The 1,112-nt window shown below is 46.2% G+C and carries 1 protein-coding gene; it reads right to left on the bottom strand.

All coding sequences use genetic code 11. The features are described from left to right. Window positions 1-715 precede the first annotated feature (715 nt). A partial coding sequence (locus EJP87_RS16915) for an outer membrane protein assembly factor BamD (protein ID WP_193771507.1) occupies window positions 716-1,112 on the bottom strand: 397 nt, incomplete at its 5' end.

The raw sequence follows: 1,112 nt of genomic DNA, 5'->3' as shown, positions 1-1,112 counted from the left end.
GGGGACCAGCCCGGCCCCAACACAGAATAAAACAATAAAAGCAATATTAATCGTAAACAATCTTAACTTAAATCATATATGATAGCGCAAAACTCTCTTTACCAGAGCAGGCACTGTCAAAATCTTCCACCTTCAAGAGGGCGACAAGCCACATTCAGCTTGCTCTGCTCACAGGCATTGATGCCGATATACCGGAACAGAATTAACCCACCTGTCTGATTTTATTCGTTTATATAGCGTAGCAACAGATTCTTAAACGGGGATGCCGTATCCTGGAAAACAGGCCGTGCACACTGGGGTGGAGTATGATACTCCGAGGGAAACAGCAGAGAGATTTTCATGGTATTTTACCTCCCGATACAGTGATTCATCTGAATCACGTTTCATTATCCATCCTTGGCTGGAGGTGAGTTGTTCATTTTACAGGGCCAACCCTAACCCTACTGCCATCTTGACCTTTACGGCCCGAAGCAACACGGGCAATCATCCTGACTGCCCCTGGCAGGTGCAACTCTGCAGTCGCTACCTGCGATAAAGTGAAGTATTATTGGTCAGTTGCCTTACACCATACCGTCACCCTATGCCTTACTTATCGGTTTATTTGTCGTTAACTTGAACAAAAAAAACAGCGTCCAGCAATTTTTTACCGCATCATCGCCATATTGCCTGCCCTGCACAGAACAGAAAAGACAAAACAGCAAGCAATAACCGATAGTTATTGATTTTTATCTGTAGGAGCTAAACCGGGAGAAACCCCTTGGAAGAGGCGCCCCAATACACTTTTTTGCGTAATGCTTTTACGCAGATCAGCCAATTGTGAACGGGTTGGGCCCTGATCTTTTTCCAGCAGGTTTAAGGCATGGTGATAAAATGGCCGGTCCGGAAAGTTATGTCCCAAAACAACGGCATAATTGCGTGCCTCCTCCAACAATCCCAAGCGTTTGGATGCCAACACCAAACCAAACAGCGCCTCTTCGACATAAGGAGTCACACTATAGGTAGGATTGGTCAACACATGGTTGAAGCGATTGATGGCGGCGATATACTCTTCCTGATCGAGATAATAGCGGGCAACAACCATCTCCTGTTCCGCCAAACGATCACGGCACAGG

It is taken from the genome of Candidatus Magnetaquicoccus inordinatus, assembly GCF_004217665.1.
Taxonomy (GTDB): Bacteria; Pseudomonadota; Magnetococcia; order Magnetococcales; family Magnetaquicoccaceae; genus Magnetaquicoccus; species Magnetaquicoccus inordinatus.
This window is presented reverse-complemented; position numbering and strand designations above follow the sequence as displayed.